A 24,492-nucleotide genomic window follows, 5' to 3' on the forward strand; every position below is an offset into this window, starting at 1 on the left:
CGCAGTTCCCCGCGCCCCTTGGGGATGTGTTGTCGGGTGCGGGCCCGTCCGGGCTGGTCGCGCAGTTCCCCGCGCCCCTGAAAGCTTGCGCAGTTCCTCGCGCGCCTTAAAGCCTGCGCAGTTCCCCGCGCCCCTGAAAGCTTGCGCAGTTCCTCGCGCGCCTTAAAGCCTGCGCAGTTCCCCGCGCCCCTTAAAGCCTGCGTAGGTCCATGTGCCCCGTGGGTGGAGGGCGGATGAGGGCCCGGCGGCCGGACGGGGCTCAGTTCACCAGCGCCATCGCGTGGTCGGTGTCGTTCAGACGGCGGCCCCCGTCCTCGGTGCACGTCACGATGTCCTCGATACGGACGCCGAACCGGCCGGGCAGATAGATGCCGGGCTCGATGGAGAAGCACATGCCGGGGACGAGCGGCTGCTCCTCCCCCTCGACCATGTACGGCGGCTCGTGCGTGGTGACGCCGATGCCGTGGCCGGTGCGGTGGATGAAGTACTCGCCGTAGCCCGCCTTCTCGATCACCGCGCGGGCCACCCGGTCGATCACCTGGCAGGCCACGCCCGGCCGTACCGCCTCGAACGCCGCCTGCTGGGCCTCCTCGACGATGCCGTGGACGCGGCGCTCCTCGCCGGTGGGCTCGCCCACGTGGACCGTGCGGGTGGTGTCCGAGCCGTAACCGTCCAGCAGGCCGCCGAAGTCCAGGACGACCATGTCGCCGTCCTCGATGACCCGGTCACCGGCCTCGTGGTGCGGATTGGCGCCGTTCGGGCCGGAGCCGACCACCGTGAAGTCGACCTGCTCGTGGCCGTGCTCGCGCAGCAGCCGGGCGAGGTCGGCGGCCACGTCGGTCTCCCGGCGCCCGGCGAAGCGCAGCGACAGCAGCTCCCGGTACGTGGCGTCGGCCGCCGCGCCCGCCGCCGCCAGCCGTGCCACCTCGTGCTCGTCCTTCACCGCGCGCAGCATCGGCAGGGCCGTGGTCAGGGCGCGGTACGACGTCATCGGCAGGGTCTCCTGGAGGCCGAGCAGATGCAGCGCCCAGGCCGAGTCGGAGACGCCGTAGCGGGCGCTGGGGCGCAGCAGGCCGGCCGCGGCCGCGTAGGGGTCCTGGCCGTCGCGCCAGTCCGTCATGCGCAGCGCGCTCGTGCCGGACGCGGCCTCGGCGTCGGGGCGTTCCAGCGCGGGCACCAGCAGCCGGGGTTCGGCTTCGGGGGTGAGGACGAGGAGGGTGAGACGCTCGGTGATCGCGGTGGGCTGGTACCCGCACAGCCAGACCATGTCCGGCCCCGGCGTCACCAGCAGTCCCGCCAGGCCCGCCTCGGCCGCGTCGTGCGCGGCGCGCGCCATCCGTTCGGCGTAGTCCCGCTCGGTGAAGGGCGGGGGTGCGTCGGTCATGGTGTCGTCCCCTCGTCGGGCCGTCCGCGGTCGTCGCCCCGCGAGACGGTGCTCTCTCCATTGGACGGGCCTTTCTCGTCGGCCGCGCGCCCAAACGCCGCCGAACGGGTGAACCCGCGGTGCGGCCTTCCCCTTCTCCCGGCGCCCCGACGCTGCCCTGTGGAGCCGAGGGGAGCGGCGTGGCTCGTGCGTGTCGTCTTCCGCGGGTCGTCCGTGGCCGTTCGCGCAGTTCCCCGCGCCCCTAGGGGGTGGGTGGCTTGCGTCCGTTGTCGGGTGCGGGACTGTCGGTGGTTGCTCGCGCAGTTCCCCGCGCCCCTGAAGGCGGGCCGCGGTTGTCCGGCGGAGAGGGGGACGGCGCTGTTTTTAGGGGCGCGGGGAACTGCGCAACGCTTTCAAGGGGCGCGGGGAACTGCGCGAACGGCCACGGACGGACCGCGGGGGAACTCGACGTAAGCCACCCCATGGCTGTGGGGCGTTCAGGGCCGCGGGGAACTGCGCGGAGTTGGGTCACCCGGATGGGTCCTCCGGGGGGTGGGGGGTGTGGGGGGCGTTGACGCTGGGGGGAGCGTCAGACCCAGCAGAGGGAGGGCTCGATGGCGTCGATGGACGTCCCCGCGGGAACCGCGAAGACCGGCCGGGCCACAGCGAGGGCAGGTGCCCCACCCACCCTCACCTGGCTCACCCTGGCCCTGATGACGACCGCGTCCGTGGCCAGCCTCCGCGCCGCCCCCACGATGGCCGTCTACGGCCTGGCCTGCGTCTTCCTCTACCTGCTCCCCGCCGTCGTCTTCCTGCTCCCCACCGCCCTGGTCTCCGCCGAACTCGCCTCGGGCTGGAGCGGCGGCGTCTACCGCTGGGTCAGCGAGGGCCTCTCCAAACCGCTCGGCTTCCTCGCGGTCTGGTGCCAGTTCGCGATGACGATCTTCTACTACCCCAGCCTGCTGGCGTTCGTGGCCAGCACCATCGCCTACGTCATCGACCCCGCGCTCGCCTCCAACGGCGTCTACACCGCGATCGTCATCATGGTCCTGTACTGGACCGGCGTCTGGGTGTCCTCACGCGGCACCAAGGCGCTGGCCGGCCTGTCCAGCTGGGGCCTGGTCATCGGCACCCTGATCCCCGGCACCCTCCTCGTCGTCCTCGGCATGGTCTTCCTCGCCCAGGGCAACCCCTCCGCCGCCCCGATGACGGCGAACCACCTGCTGCCCCAGTGGACCGGCCTCGCCAGCCTCGTGCTGATCGTCAACAACTTCCTTTCGTACTCCGGCATGGAGATGAACGCCGTGCACGTGTCCTCCCTCAAGGACCCGGCGAAGGAGTACCCGAAGTCGATGTTCCTGGCGATGGGACTGGTGCTGCTGATCTTCATCCTGCCCGCGCTGGCCATCAGCTGGGTCGTCCCGGCCCACCAGCTGAGCCTCACGGCCGGTGTGATGCAGGCGTTCGAGGCCTTCTTCGGTTACTTCCACATCGGCTGGATGACCCCGATCGCCGCGATCATGCTGATCTCCGCCTCGCTGGCCGGCATGCTGACCTGGCTCGCCGGGCCGTCCAAGGGCCTGCTGGAGATCTCGCGGCAGGAGGGCTATCTGCCGCCCTTCCTCCAGCAGCTCAACAAGTACGGCGTCCAGCAGAACATCCTGGTCACCCAGGGCGTCGTCACCTCGGTCATCGCCCTCGGATACGCGTTGATCCCGAACGTCTCCAGCGTCTACTGGATCTTCTCCACCATCACCACGCAGGTGTATCTCATCGTCTACCTGCTGATGTTCGCGGCAGCGGTACGGCTGCGGAGGTCCCAGCCCGACCACCCGCGCGGCTACCGGGTCCCGGCCCTGACGCTGGTGTGCGCGGTGGGCCTGCTGTCCTCCCTCGCCGCGCTCGTCATCGGCTTCGTACCGCCCTCCCAGTTCGGCGGCAGCAGCGTGCTGTCGTACGTCGTGATCGTCGGCGGCGGTCTCGGGATCCTCGGATTCCTCATCCCCTGGGCGTTCCTGAAGTTCCGCAAACCGAGCTGGCGCACCACCACGGAGGGCGGTGGGCAGGCATGAGCCCGACCCGGTTCGCCTCCGAGCACAAGTGGATCTACGTCGGCGCGATCGTGCTGCTCGTCGCGCTCGTCGTCATCGGGCTGATCCAGTACAGCAGCCTGAGAGCCACCAACGAGGCCCAGAAGAAGGCCAACCAGCTCGCCGGCAAGCTCGAGGACGCCGGCTTCCCGCGCCCCGACACCGACACCCTCGCCCGCGCGCTCGGCACCGACGGCGGGCTGGCCTGCGAGGACCCGGGCAGCGCGCTGCGCTCGGCGCTGTGGAAGGTCGGCAACCTCGCCAACGGCGCCACCGGGCCCGGCATGCGCCCGGTCATCGCCGACACCCAGGTCGTGGCGGCCGAGCTGCTGGTGGTGTCGGTGTACTGCCCCGACAAGCTCGACGACGTCCAGGACGACATCGACGACCTGAAGACCGACGACACGGTGAGGCGGTGACCGGACGATGACCGAACTCGCCCAGAAGATCGCGGAGTTGATGCCGCGCGCCAAGGAGGACCTCGCCGAGCTCGTCTCCATCCCGTCGGTCGCCGACCCGCGCCAGTACCCGCCGGAGGAGTGCCGGCGGGCCGCGCAGTGGGTCGCGGACGCCTTCGCCGAGGCGGGCCTCAGGGACGTCCACCTCGCCGAGACCCCCGACGGCAGCCACGCCGTCCTGGGCCACCGTCCGCCACCGCCCGGCGCGCCCACCGTCCTGCTCTACTGCCACTACGACGTCCAGCCCCCGCTCGACGAGGCCGCCTGGACCACCCCGCCGTTCCAGCTCACCGAGCGCGACGGCCGCTGGTACGGGCGCGGTGCCGCCGACTGCAAGGGCAACATCGTCATGCACCTCACCGCCCTGAGGGCGCTCGGCGACGACCTCCCGGTGGGCATCAAGTTCGTCGCCGAGGGCTCGGAGGAGCAGGGCACGGGCGGACTGGAGGAGTACGTCACCCAGCACACCGAGCAGTTCTCCGCCGACGCGCTGCTGGTCTGCGACACCGGCAACGCCGAGGTCGGCACGGGCACCGCCACGGTCTCGCTGCGCGGGCTGACCAACGTCGTGGTCACCGTCGACACGCTGCGCGGCGAGATCCACTCCGGGATGTTCGGCGGCCCCGCCCCCGACGCTCTGGCCGCGCTGATCCAGCTCCTCGGCACGCTGCGCGACCCGGAGACCGGGGCCACCCGTATCGACGGGCTGGACTGCGAGGGGGTGTGGGACGGCGTCGGCTACGACGAGGAGCAGTTCCGCGCGGACGCCGGGGTGCTGGACGGGGTGCGTCTGACCGGCACCGGCACGGTCGCCGACCGGCTGTGGGCGCGGCCGGCGGTCACCGTGCTCGGCGTCGACTGCCCGCCCGTGGTCGGCTCGGCCGCCGCCGTGCCCGCGACCGCCCGTGCCCGGGTCAGTCTGCGGGTGCCGCCGGGCATGGACGTGGGCGTCGCGCGGGAGGCGCTCTCCAGGCAGCTGACCGGGGCCGCGCCGTGGGGGGCGCGGGTGACGGTGGAGACGGAGAGTTCCGGCTCGCCGTTCCGTGCGGCGACCGACGGGCGGGCGTATGCGGCGCTGAGCAGGGCGATGGAGTCGGTGTACGGCAAGCCGCTGGCGTTCCTCGGGCAGGGTGGGTCCATTCCGCTGTGCAACGTGCTGGCGGCGGCGTATCCGCGGGCGGAGATCATTCTGATGGGGGTGGAGGAGCCGCGGTGTCTGATCCATGCGCCGAACGAGAGCGTTGACCCGCGCGAGATCGAGCACATGGCCCACGTGGAGGCCCTGTTCCTCCACCACCTCGCCCACCCCTGACCCCACCCGTTCGCGCAGTTCCCCGCGCCCCTGGAGGAGGTGCGGGGTTCGCGTGCGTCGTCTTCCGCGGCCCGTCGGTGCCCGTTCGCGCAGTTCCCCGCGCCCCTGAAGACGCGCAGTTCCCCGCGCCCCCAAGAGATGCGCAGTTCCCCGCGCCCCTGGAGGCGACGGTCCGCTCAGGGGCGCGGGCCGTGCGCGACCAGCCACGCACGGCCCGCGGGGATGCGACGGCCTGTCCTGGAGGCGCGGGGAACTGCGCAATCTTTTTGGGGTGCGCGGACTGCCGAGGTTTCCGGGGGCGCGGGGAACTGCGCGAAGTCTTTGAAGGGGCGCGGGGAACTGCGCGAGAAGGGCGGTGTGGGTGGGGTCAGTAGCGGACCGCCCGGGCCAGCTCGGTCTTTACCGTGCCCGAGAGGTCACGGTTGCTCGTGGCGGTCGCCTCACCCGTCTCCCCGGAGGCCACGTCGGCCACCGTGACCACCACCGTGTCGAGCAGATTGCCACCGGAGTCCGTGAAGTTCACCTGCACCGCGAAGGACTTCGTGGACCCCGCCGTGTTGTCCGCGTTCACCACGACCGTCGCCTTGCCGGAGGAATCCGTCCGCGGCGCGTCCAGCCGCACGTCCCCCTTCACATCCGTCCCGCCCTTGATGTCGTCCAGCTTCTCCCCCGCCTCCGCGGTCGCCGACGCCAGCGACTCCGGGATCTGGGACGCCGCGGACGCCACCTCGGAGGCCGCCGACTGCACGGCGGACGCCGCCTTGCTGACGGTCGACGAGGGGCTGTCGTCGTCCGAGCAGGCCGTCACGGCCGTACCGACGAGCAGGACCAGCGCGGCACCGGCCGCCCGGCGGGTCAGGGAACCCGGCATGTCGCCTCCAAGGGTGCGGAAGAGTCCCCTCCAGTGAAGTCCGCCGCGCACCCCGCCGCATGCCGGGACCGCCGTACGGCGCACCGCCCGGCCGCCTCGGCGGCCGGGCGACGCCGAAATCCCTGGACCTGGAGTGCGCTTCAGCGCCTACCGTGCCCCGTATGAGCATGCGTTATCGCCCGCTGGGGCGCACGGGGATCGAAGTCAGCACCTACTGCCTGGGCACCATGATGTTCGGCTCGGTCGGCAACGGCGACCACGAGGACGCGGTCCGCGTCGTCCACGCCGCGCTGGACGCGGGCATCAATTTCGTCGACACGGCCGACATGTACTCCGCGGGCGAGTCGGAGACCATCGTGGGCAAGGCCCTCAAGGGACGCCGGGACGACGTCGTCCTCGCCACGAAGGTGCACTTCCCGATGGGTGAGGGCCGCAACAGGAGCGGCAACTCCCGGCGGTGGATCACCCGCGCCGTGGAGGAGAGCCTGACCCGGCTCGGCACCGACTGGATCGACCTCTACCAGGTGCACCGCCCGGACGCGACGACGGACGTCGAGGAGACCCTCGCGGTGCTCGGCGATCTGCAGAGCCAGGGCAAGATCCGCACGTTCGGCTGCTCCACGTTCCCGGCCGAGGAGATAGCGGAGTCCCACCATGTCGCCGAGCGCCGCGCCCTGCCCCGCTTCCGCACCGAGCAGCCGCCCTACTCGCTGCTGGCCCGCGGAGTGGAGCGCTCGGTCCTGCCGACCTGCTCCCGCTACGGCATGGGCGTCCTGACCTGGGCGCCGCTGGCCTCCGGCTTCCTGTCGGGCAGGTACCGCAAGGGTGGTCCCGTCGACCTGTCCTCCGGACGTGCGGCCCTCACCCCCGGCCGGTTCGACCCCGCCCTGCCGGAGAACGCGGCGAAGCTGGAGGCCGTGGAGCAACTGGTCGCCGTGGCAGACGACCTGGGCTGCACGCTCCCCGAACTCGCCGTCGCCTTCCCGCTGGTGCACCCGGCCGTCACCTCGGTGATCCTGGGCCCGCGCACGATGGACCAACTCAAGGGGCTGCTCGCCGGGGCCGAACTGACCCTGACCGACGAGGCCTTGGACCGGATCGACGCGATCGTGCCCCCGGGCACCGACCTCTACCGCGCGGACGGCGCGTGGCAGCCGCCGTCGCTCACGGACAGGTCGCAGCGCAGGCGCGCGGAGGCGGACCGCCCCGCGGGCGCCTGAGCGAACGGGGCACGGGTGCGCCCCCGTGCCCCACTCCCGCGAAGCCCCCGCCCGCCTCTAGGGTCGTAGCCAGGGGAAAGGCCGCGAGGCGGCACACCAGGCGGAATGCCGAAGACGGCGAGCACAGCAGAGGGAGACCGTATGTCGCAGGCGCAGCCAGTCCTGGACCCACCGACCTCCGCGGCGACGTTCCTCATACTCACCGTGAAGGAGGGCGGCGAGCCCCAGACCCGCACGCTGCTGTCGGAACTGGCGTCCCTCACGCGGGCCATCGGCTTCGGTCACCCCACCGCCCGCCTCACCTGCGTCGCGGGCATCGGCTCCCTCGCCTGGGACCGGATCACCGCGGGCGCCCCCCGCCCCCCGGCCCTCCACCCGTTCCGCGAACTCGCGGGCCCGCGCCACCGCGCCGTGTCCACCCCCGGCGACCTGCTCTTCCACATCCGCGCCGAGCGCCAGGACCTCTGCTTCGCCCTCACCACGGAGATCCTCAAGGGCCTGTCCGACCTGGTGACCGTAGAGGACGAGGTACAGGCGTTCTCCTATCTCGACTCCCGCAACCTCCTCGGCTTCGTGGACGGCACCGAGAACCCCGTGGGCCCGGTCGCCTCCGAAACGGCCCTGATCGGCGTCGAGGAACCGGGCTTCGAGGGCGGCAGCCACGCCGTCGTGCAGAAGTACCTGCACGAGGTGGACGCCTGGGACAAGCTCAGCGTCGAGGAGCAGGAACAGACCATCGGCCGCACCAAGCTGACCAACCTGGAGATCAACGCCCCCGGCTCCCACGTGAAGGTGAACACCCTCACCGACGCGGACGGCGACGAACGCCGCATCCTGCGCGGGGCGATGCCCTTCGGCCGCCCGGGACACGGCGAGTTCGGCACGTACTTCATCGCCTACGCCCGTGACCCGGAGATCACGGAGACGATGCTGACGCGGATGTACCTGGGCACGGCGGAGACCGGGCCGGACCCGCTGCTGGACTTCTCCCGCGCGGTCACCGGCACACGGTTCTTCGTACCCTCGGCGACGTTCCTCAGCGACCTGCCCGCCGCCTGAGCGGCTCCGCGGCGGCGCCCGGCTGGCGCGGCAGCACGGTCACCCGGTGCAGATTGCAGCCGCTCGCCGCGGCCCGCGGCACATCGGTCTGCTGGGCCTTGAGGGCGACGCTCACGAGGCTCAGCAGCAGATCCACGTCCGCGTCGCAGTCGAGGTGCACGGTCACCCAGCCCGAGCCCGGCACCAGCCGGATCGCCGTGGAGGCCCCGAAGTTGGAGGCGAGGCGTCCGATGGTGCGGTCGGTGAGATGGAGGTCGACGTCGTGGCCGGTGTGGAAGTGGACGATCTCGCCGTACGAGGAGCGAAGCGCATGGCCCGTACCACAGGTGGCCGGACCCGGAGAGAGGTCGGGCCAGACCGTGAGGCACTCCCGGGCGCGCTGGGCCGGAGTCATGGCTCCATGGTTGCTCTCTTACTCGTCATACACCAGAGGTTGAGCGCACCGTAACCCGGCCGTGAGCTACAACCCGTGTGCCGATTGGCCGGATCCGTACACAACGCACCGCGTCCCCCCGCCCTCTTCCCCGGTGGCAACCGTGGAGGAAAGGACGCGACAAGGTGCGTACAAGACAAGCCGGACGGGTGGTTCTCGCCCTCACCGCGGCGACGGCGGTGCTCGCGCCGCAGGCCCCGGCCCAGGCGGCGGAGCCGCCCCGGATCGACCTGCGGGCGGACGTGGACCGCGACGGGACCGTCGACGTCACCGGTGTCACGGACGAACAGGGCGAGGACACCTGGTCCGTCGGGCGCGGGGCGCTGTTCCTGCCCAACATCGACGACGACTCCCGGCGTTGCCGTCCCCCGGCCGCCGCCACCCCCGACGCGGCACTCGCCCGCTGCAACGACGCCGCCGACGGCAAGGTCAACGGGAGTGCGGACGCCGCCGACCTGGCCCGGGTACGGTCCGTGGCCGCCACCGGCCTGTCCGACGACGCCACCGGCAGCGTCCGCGTGACCACCGGCAACGGGCACGTCAGGGTGTTCCTCAAGCGCGCCGGCGCCTGGACACCGGTCACCACGGCGACCCGGCTGACCGCCCAGGAGCTGCGCGCGGGCGCGGAGTTCGGCGTCGAGGGCAAGGACGTGATCCGCGACAGCGGCGTCTGGGACGGACGCGCGGTGATCCGGCTGACGGTCACCTCCGCGGACGGCACCTCCACCGACGAGGTGACCCTGCGCGCGGCCCCGCTGCTCACCCACCACAACCTCCAGAACACCCAGCGGGTCCTGGTCACGGAGGTCCCCGGCAACGACTCCTACGCCCGCAGCCAGCAGCAGTTCGTCAAGGGCCTGGTGCGCCAGGCCGAGGCGGCCGGGGTGACCGCGCCGGTCGTCAGGTTCCGCCAGTACGGCGACGTCTGGGCACAGGACTTCGTCGAGCCGGCGTACGTCGGGATGACCGGGCCCGGCGGGCGCCCGCAGACGATACGGGTGATGCTGCGCTCGGCCCAGGACCGGCCCGCCGGGCGGGAGCTGTACAGCAGGCTGCGCGGCCCCGGCATCGGTGTGGTGCAGGCGCGCGGGCGGGACATGCGCGGCTGGGAGACGCTGAACTCCTTCGGCAACCTGGAGACCATCCCGCCGTACGCCCGGGGCGGCCGCTCCTACCCGGCCGGCCGGATCATCATGGGCCGGCGCGAGGGCGGCAACGCGCGGCCCTCGCGGGAGATCCGCGCGCTGCTGCGCTCCCAGGGCCTGCAGAACCCGCTGCTGCTGGACACCTCCTGGCTGCACGTCGGGCACGTCGACGAGTTCGTGCAGTTCCTGCCCGCCGACACCCCGCGCGGCTGGCGGATCGGGATCGCCGACCCGCAGGCCGGACTCGACCTGCTGCGCAAGGCCGAGCGCGAGGGCCACGGCGGCACCCGGATGTTCTCGGTGAAGGCCGGCAACGGCATGCTGCCGCCCCAGGAGACCATCGCGCAGGCCCTCGCCTCCCGGCACCTGGTGTCCGACAACACCATGGCCGCCGAGCGCATCCGGGCGAACCTCGACGTCCTCAAGCGGGAGACCGGCGTCACCGACGACGAGGTCGTCCGGGTGCCCGCCCTGTACACCCGGGGCATCGTGGGCGATTCGGCCGGTACCCGGATGCCCCTGCTGCGCCGCGTCGGCGGCACCGTCGGGGACGGGGTGCGCGACCACGGCCAGCAGGGCCTGCTCGCCCGCGAGGGGGCGGCCGCCGCGCCGGTCGTCGCCACCAGCGCCTACGTCCCGGGCGCCGTCAACGGCATCCTGCTCGCGCGCGACCGCTACCTCGCCCCGCGCCAGTGGGGGCCGGTCATCGGCGGCAAGGACATCTTCACCACGGCCGTGACCGCCGCCTACCGCAAGGCCGGCATCAAGGTCTCGTACATCGACGACTGGTACACGTACCACCTCGGCATGGGCGAGGTGCACTGCGGCACCAACACCCTGCGGGACACCTCGGCGCCGTGGTGGGGCGCTCCGGCGGCCCGCTGATCCGGTCCGCCCACTCCTCGCGGGCCTTTGCCGTCTCTTTACAACCCGGCAGGGGCCCGCGTCGTCTCTCCGCTCGATCCGTCACCGAGGTCGTCACCGACCACGACGAAAGAGAGCGAAGCGATGCGACGAACCGTGCTGGGTGCCCTGGCCGTGGCCTGTGCCGCCGTACTGGCGGGAGGCGGCGCCGCCTTCGCGGACGGCTCCCCGTCCCCCGTGCCCACCCTGCCGCCGAGCGAGAGCGCCGACGGCGGGGGCGGCAGCGGCATGCCGAGCGCCCAGCCCACCGCGATGCCCTCGCCCAGCGAGAGCGCCGTGCCCTCCGCCGCGCCCTCCCCGGTGCCGACCGAGGCGCCGGGCGGCGGCCAGGTGTCCGTCGTGCCGAGCGGCGCACCCGACACCGGTGACGTCTCCACGGCCGGGTCGAACGGCGGCGCCACGGCCGCGGGCGCGGGCGCGGCGGTGCTCCTCGCGGGCGGCGCGGCCGTCCTCGTCGTGCGGCGCCGGCGGGCGACCGGGGCGTGAACCGGCTCGTCCGGCGCGTGAACCCGCTCGTCCGGGGCGCGTTGACCGCCGCGGCCGTGACCGCGCTGCTCGCGGGCTGCGGGGGCGGCGGCACGGAACCGGGCGGCGCGGGAGCCACGAAGGCCTCCGGGGCGGGGTCTGGGTCCGGGGCCGAGGGCGGGTCCGGGGGCGCTGCCGCCGTACGGCCCTCCGCGCGCTCGGAGCCGGTGCGGCTGCGCGTCCCCGCCGCCGGGGTCGACACCCCGGTCATGAGCCTCGGGCTGGCCGCGGACGGCGGCGTGCAGGTGCCGCCGGTGACCGAGCACGACCGCGCGGGCTGGTACCGGCACTCCCCGACACCCGGGCAGAAGGGCCCGTCGGTCCTGCTCGGCCATGTCACCGTCGGCCCCTACGGCGACGGCGTCTTCCGCCGGCTCGACCGGCTGCGGCCCGGCGACCGGATCGAGGTCACGCTGGCGGACGGCCGTACGGAGGTCTTCGCGGTCGACGCGGTCCGCACGGTCCGCAAGGCCGAGTTCCCCGTACGGGACGTCTACGGCGACACGGCCCGCCCGGAGCTGCGGCTGATCACCTGCGGCGGTCCGCGCAGCGGGGGCGAGTACCGGGACAACGTCATCGCGTTCGCGACCCTGACGTCCGGCACCCCCTGATCCCACCGGCATCCTTCCCCCGTGCCCTCACGACCCTGGAGAGCGTTGAAACGGTCCCGCGACGAGGCGGCGTCGGAGCTGTTCGCCGCCCTGTACCCGCGTCTCGCCGGCTGGTGCCGCCGTCTCGTCGACGACGACGGGACGGCGCACGAGATCGCCTCGGAGGCGTTCACCCGGCTGTGGGCGCGCTGGACGAAGGTCGACGAGCCGCGCGGTTTCCTCTACGTCACCGCGGCCAACCTCGTCCGGGACCACTGGCGCAAACTGGAGCGCGAGCGCAGGGCCGTCCGCCGGGTCACCCACGAGGCGGCGGTGGCGGGGCCGGTGGAGCAGTCCGATCCGTCCGTGCGGCTGCTGGTCCAGTCGCTGCCTGACCGGCTGCGCACCCCGATCCTGCTGCACTACTACGCTGACATGCCGATCCGGGAGGTGTCCGTGCTGACCGGGCGCAAGGAAGGGACCGTCAAGGCCGATCTGCACGCGGCCCGCGAACTGCTCCGCGTCCACCTGAGGAGAAGCCTTGACCACACGCTTTGACGGCGAGGACGACCTCGGCGGCCCGGACGACCCCCTCACCGTGCTCCTCGGCCCGCCCGCCGGTCATCTCGCCCCGCCCCCGGGGCACTTCGAGAAGGTCCGCCGCTCGGCGTCGCGCCGACGGCTGCTGCGCGCCTCGGCGGGCGCGGCCCTGACCTGCGCGGCCCTCGCGCTCGGCGCGCTGCCCCTGTACTTCACCGGCTCGGACGCCCCGGCGCGCCCGGCTCCGCCGCTGGCCCCGCCGCCGGCGACCGGTTCGCCCACCCCGTCGGACGCGTCGGCGCCGCCGGTGACCGGCCGGCCTTCCCCGGCCCCGTCCGTGCCGCCGTCGGAGCAGCCGAGCCCGGGTTCTGGTTCCGGCATGGTCAGCCCCACGCCGACGGCGACGGCTCCGATGCCGACTCCCACGCCGACGTCGGCACCGCGCTGACGGGCGGTGCGGGTGATGGGGGCCGACGGGGCTGTGTCCGGCGCGTAGGCGCCGCGGCCGGGGCATACCAGGGTGCCGTTGAGGTGCCCCCTGCGGCGCGCTGCCGACTGCGGGCCGTGCCCGCCTGACCGCGCAGTTCCCCGCGCCCCTCAAAAGACCGCGCAGTTCCCCGCGCCCCCAAGAGATGCGCAGTTCCCCGCGCCCCTGAAAAGCCTGCGCAGTTCCCCGCGCCTCTGACAGATCGCGCAGTTCCCCGCGCCCCCGAAGCAGGGCGTGCGTCCCTTGGAAGGGCAGCAGGTCACCCCCTCAAGGGGCGCGGGGAACTGCGCGAGCAACCCCCACGACCCGCACGCGCAGACGCACGCGAGCCACCCACCCCCTCAAGGGGCGCGGGGAACCGCGCGGCCGGCAACCGACCACCCGCACCCGAGAACACAAGGGGCGCGGGGAACTGCGCGAACGGCCGCCGGGGTCCCGCACCCGCAAACGACGAAGAGCTGTCGAGCAATTGCAAAACTGGCGCGACATCTTGCGTCCTCTTGTCGACGATGGTTGAGTGTGCCGCGCCCCACACGCACCGCGAGAGGGGCCTCCTCCACGTCCGCCCGAAGGGGAGCACCATGAGAACTGCCAGGTCCCGCCGTACCCGCCGCGCAGTCACCGCCGTAGCCGTCTCCGCGCTGACGCTGACCGCGCTCGCCGCCTGCGGCACGAGCAGCAGCGACGACGGTGGTGGTGAGCCGTCGGGGAGCGGGTCCTCGGACCCGTCGGCCCCGCTGGACCCGAAGACGAAGGTGACGCTGACGATCGACTGCATGCCCCCGGCGGCGAAGGCTGCGGAGCTGAAGGAGTGGAAGGAGGACGTCGCCGAGTTCAACAAGACGTATCCGAACGTCACGATCGAGGGGCGTTCCACGCCGGGCCAGTGTCTGGAGCCGCCGCGGTTCACGGCGATGCTGAAGGCGAAGTCGCAGCCGGACGTGTTCTACACGTACTTCACCGACCTGCCGCAGGTGCTGTCGGAGGACGGCGCGCAGGACATCACCGCGTACGTCAACGACAGGAGCGTTCCGGCGCTGAAGGACATCGACCCGAACGTGCTGGGCTCGCTGAAGCACGAGGGGAGGCTGTACGGGCTGCCGACCAGCAACTACACGATGGGCCTGCTGGTCAACCGCAAGCTGTTCCGGCAGGCGGGCCTGGACCCGGACGCCCCGCCGCGCACCTGGGAGGAGGTCCGGGCGGCGGCGAAGCGGATCGCGGGGCTCGGCGGGGGAGTCGCGGGGTTCGGTGAGTACAGCGCCGCGAACACCGGCGGCTGGCACTTCACCGCGCAGATGTACAGCCGCGGCGGTGACGTGGTGGACGCGAGCGGGAAGAAGGCCGCGTTCAACGACGGCATCGGCCGCGAAGTCGCCCGGAACCTCCACGCGATGCGCTGGGAGGACGACAGCATGGGCAGGACCCAGCTGCTGAAGTGGGGCGACCTGCAGAAGCAGATCGCCACGGACAAGCTGGGCATGTTCCTGGCGGCGCCGGACGACATCGCGTACATGGTGCAGCAACTGGGCGCGGAGTACGAGAACTTCGGCATGGGCCCGATCCCGGGTGGGAGGAGCACGCTGGCCGGCGGCAACAACTACATGGTCAAGCAGGGCATTTCGTCGGACAAGGTGAAGGCGGCCGTGGCCTGGCTGAACTTCAAGAACCTCACCGTCGGCAAGGGGCAGTTCGACTGGGCGCGCACCAAGGCCGACAAGCTTCCGGTGGGCGTGCCGCAGCCCAACTTCTGGACCGGCGAGTCGAAGAAGGCGGACGACGCGGCCCGTGCCGCCAACGCCACCATGCCGGTGGAGAACTTCCGGTCGTTCATGGACAACCCGGTGGCCGGCAAGGCCGAGCCGCCGAAGGCGCAGGAGCTCTACAAGATCCTCGACAACGTGATGTCCGGCATCCTCACCAACGAGGACGCCGACATCGACAAGCTCCTCGACACCGCCGAGGCGCAGGTCAACCAGGTCCTGGCCGACCAGTGAGCCACCAGGGGGAAGCGACGATGCCGGCCCCGGCCGCGACCCGGGGCGAGGCGGCCCACCGCCTCGCCCCGCCGCCCCCCAGGGGTCCGGCATCGCCCCGCGGCGCCTTCGGCAGAAGCCTGCGGCGGAACCTGACCGCGCACGGCTTCCTGATCGGCGCGGTGATCTGTTTCGCGGTGTTCTCCTGGTACCCGATGGTCCGCGAGTTCCTGCTCGCGTTCCAGAAGACCGAGAGCGGCGACACCGTCTGGGTCGGCCTGGACAACCTCAGGACCGTCTTCAACGACCCCGCCTTCTGGCAGGCCTGGCGCAACACCCTGCTGTTCACCGTGCTCGCGCTGGTCCTCGGCTTCGCCGTGCCGTTCGTGACGGCGGTCGTGATCAACGAGTTCCGCCAGGGCCAGAGCTATCTGCGCCTGCTGGTCTATCTCCCCGTGATGCTGCCGCCGGTCGCCTCGGTCCTGCTGTTCAAGTACCTCTACGACCCCGGCTACGGCCTGCTCAACGAACTCCTGGGCTTCCTGCACCTGCCCGAACAGCAGTGGCTTCAGGACCCGGACCTGTCGATGCTGTCCGTGGTGATCGCCGCGACCTGGATGAACATGGGCGGCGCCACCCTGATCTACCTCGCCGCCCTCCAGGGCATCCCCGGAGAGCTCTACGAGGCCGCGGAGCTCGACGGCGCCGGCCTGTTCCGCAAGATCTGGCACGTCACCGTCCCGCAGACCCGGCTGATCCTGTCGCTGATGCTGCTGATGCAGGTGATCGCGACCATGCAGGTCTTCGTGGAGCCGTTCCTGCTCACCGGCGGCGCCGGACCCGAGGGGTCCACGACCACGGTCGTCTACCTCATCTACCAGTACGCCTTCAACTTCAACAACTACGGTGCCGCGGCCGCACTCGGCCTGATGCTGCTCGTCCTGCTCGCCGGTTTCTCGGCGGCGTACGTGAAGCTCAGCCGCGCCGAGGACGAGTAGGGCGGGAGCCCACCGATGTCGACACGCACCCTCATCTCACCGGCCCGGCTCGCCGAACCGCGCGCCAAGGCCCTGTACCGGACCGTGTTCGCCCTGGTCGTCGGCGGCTTCACGCTCGTCTTCCTGGGCCCGCTGTACTGGCTGGTCTCCAGCGGGTTCAAGGACTCCCAGGAAGTCGTCGCGACCCCGCCGACCCTGGTGCCCGAGAGCTTCACGCCCGACAACCACAGCCGCGCCTGGGAGGTCATGGACCTGTCCTCGCTGCTGATGAACACCCTGTTCTACGCCTTCGGCGCGCTCGCCTTCCAGCTCGTGTTCGACGTGGCCGCCGCCTACTCGCTGTCCAGGCTCCGCCCGGTGCTGGGCAAGGCGATCCTCGGCCTGATGCTCGCCACCCTGATGATCCCGGCGACCGTCCTCGTCGTGCCGCAGTACCTCACCGTGCTGGACGTGCCGATCGTCGAGCGCAACCTGCTGAACACGCCCTGGGCGATCTGGCTGCCGTCCGTGACCAACGCCTTCAACATCTTCCTGCTCAAGCGGTTCTTCGACTCCATACCCAAGGAGCTCCTGGACGCCGCGGCCATGGACGGCGCCAGCCCGACGCGCGTCCTGTGGTCGATCGTCCTGCCGGTCTCCCGGCCCATCCTCGGCGTGGTGTCGATCTTCGCCGTCGTCGGGGTCTGGAAGGACTTCCTCTGGCCGATGCTCACCCTGCCCGACCCGTCCAAGCAGACCCTCAACGTCGGCATCTACTCACTCTCCAGCGGGGTCCCGGTGAACGTCCTCGTCGCCGCGCTGACCATCGCGTCCGTGCCGACCCTGATCGTCTTCCTGATCTTCCAGCGCAACATCATGAGCGGCCTCACCGCCGGCGGTCTCAAGGGCTGACACCCCTCACCCACCGGGGCCGACAGCCGTCCGCCGCCGTGCCCACCGGGGCCGACAGCGCCCGCCGCCGTATCCCGAAGCCTCCGTCGCCGTTCCGTATCCGACACGCCCCGCCCGACCGGGGCGGCGACGGAGTACCCTCCCCTGCCCGAAAGGACCTCACGTGGCAGCCCCTCAACCGCCCCGCACGGACGCCTGGTGGCGCGACGCCGTCATCTACCAGGTGTACCCCCGCAGCTTCGCCGACGGCGACGGCGACGGCACCGGCGACCTCGCGGGCATCCGAGCGAGACTGCCCCACCTCGCCGAACTCGGCGTCGACGCCGTCTGGTTCACCCCCTGGTACACCTCACCCATGATCGACGGCGGCTACGACGTCACCGACTACCGCGCCATCGACCCCGCCTTCGGCACCCTCGACGACGCCGAGAAACTCATCGCCGAAGCCCACGCCCTCGGCATCCGCACCATCGTCGACATCGTCCCCAACCACGTCTCCGACCAGCACCCCTGGTTCCAGGCCGCCCTCACCGCAGGACCCGGCAGCCCCGAACGCGCCCGCTTCCACTTCCGCCCGGGCCGCGGCGAACACGGCCAGGACCCGCCCAACACCTGGCCCTCCCAGTTCTCCGGCACCACCTGGACCCGCGTCCCCGACGGCGAGTACTACCTCCACCTCTTCACCCCCCAGCAGCCCGACCTCAACTGGAACCACCCCGACGTCCGCCGGGAACACGAGGACATCCTGCGTTTCTGGTTCGACCGCGGCGTCGCCGGCGTCCGCATCGACTCCGCCGCCCTCCTCGTCAAACACCCCGACCTCCCCGACCTCCACGAGGACACCGACCCCCACCCCTACATCGACCAGGACGAACTCCACGACATCTACCGCTCCTGGCGCACCGTCGCCGACCAGTACGGGGCCGTGTTCGTCGGCGAGGTCTGGCTGCCCGACGCCGAACGCTTCGCCCGCTACCTGCGCCCCGGCGAACTGCACACGGCGTTCAACTTCTCCTTCCTCACCTGCCCCTGGGAGCCGGAGCGGCTGCGCGCCGCGATCGACGACACCCTCGCCGAACACGCCCCCGTCGGCGCCCCCGCCACCTGGGTCCTGTGCAACCACGACGTCACCCGCACCGTCACCCGCTACGGCCGCACCGACACCGCCTTCGACTTCGCCACCAAAACCTTCGACACCCCCACCGACCTGCAACTCGGCACCCGGCGGGCGCGGGCCGCGGCCCTGCTGACGCTGGCGCTGCCGGGGTCGGTCTACCTCTACCAGGGCGAGGAACTGGGCCTGCCCGAGGCCGACATCCCCCGCGAACGCATCCAGGACCCCATGCACTTCCGCTCCGGCGGCACCGACCCCGGCCGCGACGGCTGCCGCGTCCCCCTGCCCTGGCACGCCGACGCCCCCCACTACGGCTTCAGCACCACCAGCACGCAGACCGGCACGGGTGGCGAGCCGTGGCTGCCCCAGCCCGACGACTGGGCCGACTACGCCGTCGACCGCCAGGCCACCGACCCGCACTCCATGCTCACCCTCTACCGTCGCGCCCTGCACCTGCGCCGCACCGAACCCGGCTTCGGCGACGGCCCCCTCACCTGGCAGCCCACCCACCCCGGCGTCCTCACCTTCACCCGCCCCCACGGCCTCACCTGCACCGTCAACCTCACCGACCACCCCGTCCCCCTCCCCCCGCACACCCACCTCCTCCTCACCAGCAACCCCCTCCACCCCGACGGAACCCTCCCCCCGGACACCACCGCATGGCTGCGCGGACGACGGCCATGAGGACGTCTCCGCGGGATGAGAACGCACGCAATCCATTTGCGCTTCTTGCGTTAACCTTGCGTGCATGACGCGACGACTTGCTCAGGTGGCCAAGAAGGTGGGTGTCAGCGAGGCGACGGTCAGCCGTGTCCTCAACGGCAAGCCCGGGGTGTCCGAGGCGACCCGCCAGTCCGTGCTCACGGCGCTCGACGTGCTCGGCTACGAGCGCCCGACGCAGCTGCGCGGGGAGCGCGCCCGGCTCGTCGGTCTGGTGCTGCCGGAGCTGCAGAACCCCATCTTCCCGGCGTTCGCCGAGGTCATCGGGGGTGCGCTCGCCCAGCAGGGGCTGACACCCGTGCTGTGCACGCAGACCAAGGGCGGGGTCTCCGAGGCGGACTACGTGGACCTGCTGCTCCAGCAGCAGGTCTCCGGCGTGGTCTTCGCCGGCGGTCTCTTCGCCCAGGCCGACGCCCCGCACGAGCACTACCACCGGCTCGCCGAGCGCAGTATCCCGGTCGTCCTGATCAACGCCTCGATAGAGGGCCTGGACTTCCCCTGTGTCGCCTGTGACGACGCGGTCGCCGTGGAGCAGGCCTGGCGCCACCTGGCCTCGCTGGGGCACGAGCGGATCGGCATGGTCCTCGGACCGGCCGACCATGTGCCCTCGCGGCGCAAGCTGGAGGCGGCCAGGGCGGCGGCGAAGGCCACCGGCACGAAGTGGGCCGAGGAGTTCGTGGAGCGGTCGATCTTCTCGCTGGAGGGCGGCCAGGCCGCGACCACACGCCTGCTCGAGCGCGGCGTCACCGGCATCGTCTGCGCCAGCGACCCGCTCGCCCTCGGCGCCGTCCGCGCCGCCCGCCGCCGCGGCCTCGCCGTCCCCACCGACGTCTCCGTCGTCGGCTTCGACGACTCCGCCTTCATGACCTGCACCGAACCCCCGCTGTCGACCGTCCGCCAGCCCATCGAGGCCATGGGCCGCGCCGCCGTCGACCTGCTCTGCGCCCAGATCCAGGGCACCCAGGCCCACCCCGGCGAACTCCTCTTCGAGCCCGAACTCGTCGTCCGCGGCTCCACCGCCCCGCCGCCCGGCGCCCGCTGACCCACCGCCGGCCGACCGGCGACCGAACACCCCTCACCCCACCGGCACCGGTGTCCCGCCCCAGCGGCGGACGACACCGGTGCCGTCGCCGTTCCCGGACCACTCCCGGAGTCCCCGAACCTCTCCCGGGCTCCCCCGGCCTCTCCCGGACTCCCCGGCCCCGCCCCGGATTTCCGTCATGGGCTCTAGCTGGAGCTTCGCAAGTCGTCCGGTCGAATCTGTAGACGCATGAACGAAGCTCTGCAACTCTCTGATCGTCCCGCGCAAACTACGAATGACAAAGTGCCGGATATTCAAGCGCCGGATCTGCGCGGACGCACGTCATCCCTGAGCCGCATCTCGCGCCACGGCCCGAGACCCCATCCCGTGCCGCAGGACGCGCGAGCCCGAGAAGCGAGGACCGATGAGTACCCCCACATGGAGATCACGGGGCCTGAGCGCCGTGGTCGCGACGAGCCTGCTGGCGCTGGGCGGGCCGCTGCTGACCGCCCATGCCGCGGGCGGGCCCAACATCGCGCTGGGCGACACCGCCGCGGCGAGCAGCTCCCACACCGAGTACGGCGCCGGCGGCATCACGGACGGCAACCAGGCCTCGTACTGGCAGAGTTCGGGCACGAGCCTGCCCCAGTGGGTGCAGGCCGACCTCGGTGCGACCGAGCGGATCGACGAGGTCGTGCTGAAGCTGCCGGCCGGCTGGGAGACCCGCAGCCAGACCCTCTCCGTCCAGGGCAGCGCCGACGGCACCAGCTTCAGCACGCTGAAGAACTCCGCCGCCTACACCTTCAGTCCGGGAGCCGGGAACACCGTCACGGTGTCCTTCCCGGCCACGCTGACCCGGTTCGTCCGTGTGCACATCACCGCCAACACCGGCTGGCAGGCAGCCCAGTTGTCCGAGCTGGAGGTCCACTCGGCCGACCGGTCCTCCGTCAACCTCGCCGCGGGCCGCACCCTGACGGCCAGCAGCCAGACCCAGACGTACACCGCCCCGAACGCCAACGACGGCAATCGCGCCACCTATTGGGAGAGCGGCAACCACGCCTTCCCGCAGTGGCTCCAGGCCGACCTCGGCGCCTCCGTCCGCGTCGACCGGGTCGTGCTGAAGCTGCCGGCCGGCTGGGAGACCCGCAGCCAGACCCTGAAGATCCAGGGCAGCACCGACGGCACGGACTTCACCGACCTGACGGCGTCTAGGGCGTACACCTTCGACCCCGCGAGCGGCAACACGGCGACCCTCACCTTCGACGCGGCGACCACCCGCCACGTCCGTGTCCTGGTGACCGCGAACTCCGTGCAGCCCGGCGCCCAGTTGTCCGAGCTGGAGATCTACGGCCCGGCCGGCGGCGACACCCAGGCCCCGACCGCCCCGGCGAACCTGGCCCACACCGAGCCCGGCACCGGCCAGATCAGGCTGACCTGGAACGCCGCGAGCGACGACACCGGCGTCACCGCGTACGACATCTACGCCAACGGCACCCTGCTGACCAGCGTCGCGGGTGACGTCACGGCGTTCACCGACAGCCGCCCCGCGAACCAGACCGTGTCCTACCGGGTCCGCGCCCGCGACGCGGCAGGCAACCAGTCGGGCGACAGCAACACCGTCACGCGCGTCGGCGACGCGGGCGACACCCAGGCCCCGACCGCCCCCGCGAACCTCGCCTGCACCGAGCCCGGCGGCGGCCAGATCCGGCTCACCTGGACGGCCTCCACGGACAACACCGCGGTGAGCGGCTACGACGTGTACGCCGACAACGTTCTGCGCGGCAGCGTCGCGGGCGGCGTCACCACGTACACCGACACCCAGCCCGCCGGCAGCACGGTCACCTACCACGTGGTCGCCAAGGACGCGGCGGGCAACCGTTCGGGCAACAGCAACAGCGTGACCCGCACCGGCGGCGGGGGCACCGGCTCCAACATGGCCGTCGGCAGGCCGATCGAGGCGTCCTCCACCGTCCACACCTTCGTGGCGGCGAACGCCAACGACAACAGCACCGCCACCTACTGGGAGGGCGCGGGCGGCAGCTACCCGCAGACGCTCACCGTCAAGCTGGGCGCCAACGCCGACGTCGACCGGCTCGTGCTCAGGCTGAACCCGGACACCGCGTGGGGTGCCCGATCCCAGACGATCGAGGTCCTCGGCCGCGAGCAGAGCGCCACGGCCTTCACCACCCTGGTCGCCGCCAGGCCGTACTCCTTCGACCCGGCGAGCGGGAACAGCGTCACCGTGCCGGTGTCCTCCCGGACCGCCGACGTCCGGCTGCGTTTCACCGCCAACTCCGGCGCCCCGGCCGGGCAGCTCGCCGAGTTCCAGGTGGTCGGCGTGCCCGCGCCCAACCCGGACCTCACGGTCACAGGGCTGAGCACCTCACCCGCCTCGCCCGTGGAGTCGGACGAGATCACCGTCTCGGCCACCGTGCGCAACGACGGCCCGTCCGCCGCCCCGGCCAGCGAGGTCGCGCTGCGCCTGGGCGGCACCAAGGTCGCCACCGCCGCCGTCGGCGCCCTCGCGCCCGGCGCCCAGACCACGGTCAGCGCCTCCGTCGGGGCCGGCGAGGCCGGCTCCTACGAGCTGAGCGCGGTCGCCGACGACGCGAACGAGGTCGTCGAGCAGAACGAGACCAACAACACCTACACCCGCCCCACCGCCCTGGAGGTCAGGCCCGTCCAGAGCGCCGACCTGGTCGCCGCCTCGGTCACGACCACGCCCACCAGCCCGGCCGCCGGTGACAACGTCATCTTCAAGGTCGCGCTGAGGAACCAGGGCAACCAGGCCAGCGCGGCGGGCAGCCACGGCGTCACCCTGACCGTCGTGGACGACAAGGGTGCGACGGTGAAGACCCTGACCGGTGCCCACAACGGCGTGATCGCCGCGGGCTCCACCGCCGAGGTGAACCTCGGCCCCTGGACCGCGGCCGACGGCTCCTTCACGGTGCGGACGGTCATCGCCGACGACACCAACGAACTCCCCGTCAAGCGCGCCAACAACACCGCCACCCAGCCGCTGTTCGTCGGTCGCGGCGCCGACATGCCGTACGACATGTACGAGGCGGAGGACGGCGCCACCGGCGGCGGCGCCACGGTGCTCGGCCCCAACCGCAACGTCGGCGACCTCGCGGGCGAGGCCTCGGGCCGCAAGGCGGTCAGCCTCGACGCGACCGGCGAGTACGTCGAGTTCACCACCCGCGCCGAGACCAACACCCTGGTCACCCGCTTCTCCATCCCGGACGCGGCCGGAGGCGGCGGCACCGACTCCACCATCAACGTCTACGTCGACGGCGTCTTCAAGAAGAGCCTGCCGCTGACCTCCAAGTACGCCTGGCTGTACGGCGCCGAGGCCTCACCCGGCAACTCGCCCGGCGCGGGCGCCCCGCGGCACATCTACGACGAGGCGCACATCATGCTCGGGGAGAACGTCCCCGCGGGCAGCAGGATCCGCCTCCAGAAGGACGCCGCCAACACCTCCACGTACGCGATCGACTTCGTGAACCTGGAGAAGGCCGTCCCGGTCGCCAACCCGGACCCGGCGACGTACGTCGTCCCGGCCGGCTTCGGCCACCAGGACGTCCAGAACGCGCTCGACCGCGTCCGCATGGACACCACGGGCACCCTGGGCGGCGTCTACCTGCCGCCGGGCGACTACCAGACGTCGAGCAAGTTCCAGGTGTACGGCAAGGCGGTCAAGGTCGTCGGCGCCGGCCCCTGGTACACCAGGTTCCACGCCCCGACGACCCAGGACAACACCGACGTCGGCTTCCGCGCGGAGGGCACCGCCAAGGGCTCCCTGTTCAAGGGCTTCGCCTACTTCGGCAACTACACCTCGCGCATCGACGGCCCCGGCAAGGTCTTCGACTTCGCCAACGTCACCGACATCGTCATCGACGACATCTGGAACGAGCACATGGTGTGCCTCTACTGGGGCGCCAACACCGACCGGATCACCATCAGGAACTCCCGTATCCGGAACATGTTCGCCGACGGCGTCAACATGACCAACGGCTCCACCGACAACCACGTCGTCAACAACGACGCCCGGGCCACCGGTGACGACAGCTTCGCGCTGTTCTCCGCGATCGACGCGGGCGGCGCGGACATGAAGAACAACGTCTACGAGAACCTGACCACCACGCTGACCTGGCGCGCGGCGGGCGTGGCCGTCTACGGCGGCTACAACAACACCTTCCGCAACATCCACATCGCCGACACCCTCGTCTACTCGGGCATCACGATCTCCTCCCTGGACTTCGGCTACCCGATGAACGGCTTCGGCACCGAGCCCACCACCTTCGACAACATCTCCATCGTCCGCGCGGGCGGCCACTTCTGGGGCAACCAGACCTTCCCCGGCATCTGGTTCTTCTCGGCGTCGAAGGTCTTCCAGGGCATCCGCGTCAACAACGTCGACATCGTCGACCCCACCTACAGCGGCCTGATGTTCCAGACCGGGTACGTGGGCGGCCAGGCCCAGTTCCCCGTCAAGGACACGATCCTGACCGACATCTCCATCACCGGCGCCCGCAAGAGCGGTGACGCCTACGACGCCAAGTCCGGCTTCGGCATCTGGGCCAACGAGATGCCCGAGCCCGGCCAGGGCCCGGCGGTCGGCGAGGCGACCGTCAACGGACTGCGGCTGAACGGCAACGCCGTCGACGTCCGCAACACCACCAGCACCTTCAAGCTGAACATCAACCCCTGAGGGGAGGAGTAGCGGGCCGTCCCCGGCCGGCGCCCGTCGCGTTC

19 protein-coding genes are annotated in these 24,492 nt (G+C 71.7%); 16 read left to right on the forward strand and 3 right to left on the reverse strand.

All coding sequences use genetic code 11. The features are described 5' to 3' along the window. Positions 1–259: 259 nt before the first annotated feature. Complete coding sequence (locus ACFYR0_RS10750) at positions 260–1,384, reverse strand: M24 family metallopeptidase (protein WP_389324529.1); 1,125 nt, start codon at positions 1,382–1,384, stop codon at positions 260–262. Between the two features lie 593 nt (positions 1,385–1,977). Here ACFYR0_RS10750 and ACFYR0_RS10755 point away from each other — a divergent pair. The 3 genes from ACFYR0_RS10755 to ACFYR0_RS10765 are packed head-to-tail and all read left to right on the forward strand — an operon-like array spanning position 1,978 to position 5,223. After that, entirely contained in the window at positions 1,978–3,435 is a 1,458-nt protein-coding gene (locus tag ACFYR0_RS10755; protein ID WP_389324532.1) for an APC family permease, read from the forward strand. Next, the gene (locus tag ACFYR0_RS10760; RefSeq protein ID WP_389324535.1) at positions 3,432–3,872 is read left to right on the forward strand and encodes a hypothetical protein; all 441 of its coding nucleotides are present in this window, start codon (positions 3,432–3,434) and stop codon (positions 3,870–3,872) included. Before ACFYR0_RS10755 ends, ACFYR0_RS10760 begins: the two co-directional genes overlap by 4 nt. A gap of 7 nt (positions 3,873–3,879) precedes the next feature. Continuing rightward, entirely contained in the window at positions 3,880–5,223 is a 1,344-nt protein-coding gene (locus ACFYR0_RS10765; RefSeq protein ID WP_389324538.1) for a dipeptidase, read from the forward strand. Positions 5,224–5,590: 367 nt separating this feature from the next. Here ACFYR0_RS10765 and ACFYR0_RS10770 read toward each other — a convergent pair whose 3' ends face one another. After that, positions 5,591–6,094: a hypothetical protein gene (locus ACFYR0_RS10770; RefSeq protein WP_389324541.1), complete on the reverse strand. Its 504-nt coding sequence runs from the start codon at positions 6,092–6,094 to the stop codon at positions 5,591–5,593. A 167-nt stretch (positions 6,095–6,261) separates the two neighbouring features. Between ACFYR0_RS10770 and ACFYR0_RS10775 the strand changes: the two genes are divergently transcribed. Then, a complete protein-coding gene (locus ACFYR0_RS10775) occupies positions 6,262–7,314 on the forward strand; it encodes an aldo/keto reductase (RefSeq protein ID WP_389324634.1) in 1,053 nt (350 codons plus the stop codon). A 141-nt stretch (positions 7,315–7,455) separates the two neighbouring features. Beyond that, positions 7,456–8,373, forward strand: a complete 918-nt coding sequence (locus ACFYR0_RS10780) for a Dyp-type peroxidase (RefSeq protein WP_389324544.1) — start codon at positions 7,456–7,458, stop codon at positions 8,371–8,373. Here the strand turns inward: ACFYR0_RS10780 and ACFYR0_RS10785 are convergent. After that, positions 8,351–8,767 carry a luciferase family protein gene (locus tag ACFYR0_RS10785; protein ID WP_389324547.1) on the reverse strand — a complete coding sequence of 139 codons (417 nt, stop codon included), beginning with the start codon at positions 8,765–8,767 and terminating at the stop codon, positions 8,351–8,353. The genes ACFYR0_RS10780 and ACFYR0_RS10785 overlap by 23 nt on opposite strands. A 164-nt stretch (positions 8,768–8,931) precedes the next feature. Here ACFYR0_RS10785 and ACFYR0_RS10790 point away from each other — a divergent pair, with 164 nt between their 5' ends. From ACFYR0_RS10790 to ACFYR0_RS10840, 11 genes are all read left to right on the forward strand, one after another. Beyond that, positions 8,932–10,836, forward strand: a complete 1,905-nt coding sequence (locus tag ACFYR0_RS10790) for a protein-arginine deiminase domain-containing protein (RefSeq protein ID WP_389324550.1) — start codon at positions 8,932–8,934, stop codon at positions 10,834–10,836. A 123-nt stretch (positions 10,837–10,959) separates the two neighbouring features. After that, positions 10,960–11,361, forward strand: a complete 402-nt coding sequence (locus ACFYR0_RS10795) for a sortase-dependent protein (RefSeq protein ID WP_389324553.1) — start codon at positions 10,960–10,962, stop codon at positions 11,359–11,361. Positions 11,362–11,378: 17 nt separating this feature from the next. Then, positions 11,379–12,011, forward strand: coding sequence for a class F sortase (locus tag ACFYR0_RS10800; protein ID WP_389324556.1), 633 nt, complete (start codon positions 11,379–11,381; stop codon positions 12,009–12,011). Positions 12,012–12,056: 45 nt separating this feature from the next. After that, positions 12,057–12,548 (forward strand): RNA polymerase sigma factor, encoded by a 492-nt coding sequence (locus ACFYR0_RS10805; protein WP_386386751.1) that lies wholly within the window; start codon positions 12,057–12,059, stop codon positions 12,546–12,548. After that, a complete protein-coding gene (locus tag ACFYR0_RS10810; RefSeq protein WP_389324559.1) occupies positions 12,532–12,978 on the forward strand; it encodes a hypothetical protein in 447 nt (148 codons plus the stop codon). Before ACFYR0_RS10805 ends, ACFYR0_RS10810 begins: the two co-directional genes overlap by 17 nt. 620 nt (positions 12,979–13,598) lie before the next feature. Next, positions 13,599–15,014 carry an ABC transporter substrate-binding protein gene (locus ACFYR0_RS10815; protein ID WP_389324563.1) on the forward strand — a complete coding sequence of 472 codons (1,416 nt, stop codon included), beginning with the start codon at positions 13,599–13,601 and terminating at the stop codon, positions 15,012–15,014. A 20-nt stretch (positions 15,015–15,034) separates the two neighbouring features. Next, positions 15,035–15,991 (forward strand): carbohydrate ABC transporter permease, encoded by a 957-nt coding sequence (locus tag ACFYR0_RS10820; protein ID WP_389324566.1) that lies wholly within the window; start codon positions 15,035–15,037, stop codon positions 15,989–15,991. Between the two features lie 15 nt (positions 15,992–16,006). Next, entirely contained in the window at positions 16,007–16,882 is an 876-nt protein-coding gene (locus tag ACFYR0_RS10825; RefSeq protein ID WP_389324569.1) for a carbohydrate ABC transporter permease, read from the forward strand. 163 nt (positions 16,883–17,045) lie between these two features. Continuing rightward, positions 17,046–18,680: a glycoside hydrolase family 13 protein gene (locus ACFYR0_RS10830; RefSeq protein WP_389324572.1), complete on the forward strand. Its 1,635-nt coding sequence runs from the start codon at positions 17,046–17,048 to the stop codon at positions 18,678–18,680. 64 nt (positions 18,681–18,744) lie between these two features. Continuing rightward, a complete protein-coding gene (locus tag ACFYR0_RS10835) occupies positions 18,745–19,758 on the forward strand; it encodes a LacI family DNA-binding transcriptional regulator (protein ID WP_389324575.1) in 1,014 nt (337 codons plus the stop codon). Positions 19,759–20,161: 403 nt separating this feature from the next. Next, positions 20,162–24,448: a discoidin domain-containing protein gene (locus tag ACFYR0_RS10840; protein ID WP_389324578.1), complete on the forward strand. Its 4,287-nt coding sequence runs from the start codon at positions 20,162–20,164 to the stop codon at positions 24,446–24,448. Positions 24,449–24,492 lie beyond the last annotated feature (44 nt).

The sequence above is a fragment of the Streptomyces sp. NPDC005017 genome (assembly GCF_042873115.1).
GTDB lineage: Bacteria > Actinomycetota > Actinomycetes > Streptomycetales > Streptomycetaceae > Streptomyces.

What these genes read in the sequence shown, in the direction of transcription:
- ACFYR0_RS10750 (WP_389324529.1), bottom strand. Translation starts at nt 1,384, where the DNA reads ATGACCGACGCACCCCCGCCCTTCACCGAGCGGGACTACGCCGAACGG.
- ACFYR0_RS10755 (WP_389324532.1), top strand. Translation starts at nt 1,978, where the DNA reads ATGGCGTCGATGGACGTCCCCGCGGGAACCGCGAAGACCGGCCGGGCC.
- ACFYR0_RS10760 (WP_389324535.1), top strand. Translation starts at nt 3,432, where the DNA reads ATGAGCCCGACCCGGTTCGCCTCCGAGCACAAGTGGATCTACGTCGGC.
- ACFYR0_RS10765 (WP_389324538.1), top strand. Translation starts at nt 3,880, where the DNA reads ATGACCGAACTCGCCCAGAAGATCGCGGAGTTGATGCCGCGCGCCAAG.
- ACFYR0_RS10770 (WP_389324541.1), bottom strand. Translation starts at nt 6,094, where the DNA reads ATGCCGGGTTCCCTGACCCGCCGGGCGGCCGGTGCCGCGCTGGTCCTG.
- ACFYR0_RS10775 (WP_389324634.1), top strand. Translation starts at nt 6,262, where the DNA reads ATGCGTTATCGCCCGCTGGGGCGCACGGGGATCGAAGTCAGCACCTAC.
- ACFYR0_RS10780 (WP_389324544.1), top strand. Translation starts at nt 7,456, where the DNA reads ATGTCGCAGGCGCAGCCAGTCCTGGACCCACCGACCTCCGCGGCGACG.
- ACFYR0_RS10785 (WP_389324547.1), bottom strand. Translation starts at nt 8,767, where the DNA reads ATGACTCCGGCCCAGCGCGCCCGGGAGTGCCTCACGGTCTGGCCCGAC.
- ACFYR0_RS10795 (WP_389324553.1), top strand. Translation starts at nt 10,960, where the DNA reads ATGCGACGAACCGTGCTGGGTGCCCTGGCCGTGGCCTGTGCCGCCGTA.
- ACFYR0_RS10815 (WP_389324563.1), top strand. Translation starts at nt 13,599, where the DNA reads ATGAGAACTGCCAGGTCCCGCCGTACCCGCCGCGCAGTCACCGCCGTA.
- ACFYR0_RS10820 (WP_389324566.1), top strand. Translation starts at nt 15,035, where the DNA reads ATGCCGGCCCCGGCCGCGACCCGGGGCGAGGCGGCCCACCGCCTCGCC.
- ACFYR0_RS10825 (WP_389324569.1), top strand. Translation starts at nt 16,007, where the DNA reads ATGTCGACACGCACCCTCATCTCACCGGCCCGGCTCGCCGAACCGCGC.
- ACFYR0_RS10835 (WP_389324575.1), top strand. Translation starts at nt 18,745, where the DNA reads ATGACGCGACGACTTGCTCAGGTGGCCAAGAAGGTGGGTGTCAGCGAG.
- ACFYR0_RS10840 (WP_389324578.1), top strand. Translation starts at nt 20,162, where the DNA reads ATGAGTACCCCCACATGGAGATCACGGGGCCTGAGCGCCGTGGTCGCG.